This window comes from Myceligenerans indicum, from assembly GCF_016742955.1.
GTDB lineage: Bacteria > Actinomycetota > Actinomycetes > Actinomycetales > Cellulomonadaceae > Myceligenerans > Myceligenerans indicum.
The window spans coordinates 1-1,437 of the sequence record NZ_JABBYC010000123.1; the positions used below are offsets into that span (position 1 = coordinate 1).

The following is a 1,437-nucleotide window of genomic DNA, read 5'->3' on the forward strand; positions in this document are numbered from 1 at the left end:
GGTCAAGTCCCAGGTAGTGGTGTAACCGTTTCGTAATCCTTCAGGTTGTGGGTGGTCAGGCGGCAGTGGGGAGTACAGGCTGGTCAGAGTTGGTGGTGATGGCGGTGGTGGTGTCCTCGGGGGTGGTTTGGGGCTGGCGGCTGCGGGCGATGACGTCCAGGCCGAGGTAGCGGCGGGCTTCGGCCCATTCGTCGTGCTGCTCGGCCAGCACGGCGCCGACCAGGCGGATGATGGCGTCGCGGTCGGGGAAGATGCCCACGACGTCGGTGCGGCGGCGGATCTCGCGGTTGAGACGCTCGTTGGGGTTGTTCGACCAGATCTGCCGCCAGATCTCGCGCGGGAAGGTGGTGAACGCGAGCAGGTCGGCCCGGGCGGCGTCGAGGTGGTCGTGGACGCCCGGCAGGGTGGCGGCGACGGTGTCCAAGAGCTTGTCGAACTGCGCGTTCACGGAGGCGGCGTCGAGCTGGTCGTAGATCGAGTGGAGCATGGCCTTGACCGCCGGCCACTGCGTCTTGGGGCAGGTGTCCATGAGGTTCTTGGCGTAGTGGGTGCGGCACCGCTGCCAGGCAGCTCCCGGCAGGTTCGCGCCGATCGCGTCCACCAGGCCCGGGTGGGCGTCGCTGGTGACGAGCAGGACACCGTCCAGGCCGCGGGCGACCAGGTCGGCGAACAGCGCGTTCCACGCCGTCTTCGTCTCGGACGTAGCGACCCGCAGGCCCAACACCTCTCGGTGCCCGTCGGCGTTGACACCCGTGACGACCAGCACCATCGCGGAGGTGACGCGCCCGTCCTCGCGCAGCTTCATCGACAGGGCGTCCGCGGCCAGGAACGTGAACGGCCCGGACTCGTCCAGCCGGCGGGTACGGAACGCGGCCACCTGCTCGTCCAGGTCCTTGGCCATGCGGGAGACCTGCGACTTCGACAGGGACGTGATCCCCAGGGTGCCCACCAGCTTGTCCATCCGCCGGGTGGAGACCCCGGCGAGGTAGCAGTCCGCGACCACGGCGATCATCGCCTTCTCGGCCCGCTTACGCCGGTCCATCAGCCAGTCGGGGTAGTACGACCCCTGACGCAGCTTCGGGACCGCGACGTCGATGGTGCCGACCCGGGTGTCCAGGTCCCGGTGCCGGTACCCGTTCCTGCTGTTGACCCGCTCCGAGCTCGCGCGGCCGTACTCCGCCCCGCAGACCGCATCGGCCTCGGCCGACAACAGCGCGTCGATCATCGTCGACAGCAGGTGCCGCATCAGGTCCGGGGACGCCTCGGCCAGGGCCTCGCCCAGAACGCCGGCAGGGTCGACAATGTGAGATGCGGTCATCGTGATGCTCCGTTCGAGAGTGCTGTGAGAGGTTCACTCGAAGGATCACGCGGTGACCGCGTTCCGTCTCGCCGAGACGATCACGCCGACCGCGTTACACCACTATCAGGGACGCAACT

1 protein-coding gene is annotated in these 1,437 nt (G+C 68.5%); it reads right to left on the reverse strand.

All coding sequences use genetic code 11. From position 1 onward, the window contains the following. Positions 1-55: 55 nt before the first annotated feature. A complete protein-coding gene (locus HGK34_RS22180) occupies positions 56-1,318 on the reverse strand; it encodes an IS256 family transposase (RefSeq protein WP_201851587.1) in 1,263 nt (420 codons plus the stop codon). Positions 1,319-1,437 lie beyond the last annotated feature (119 nt).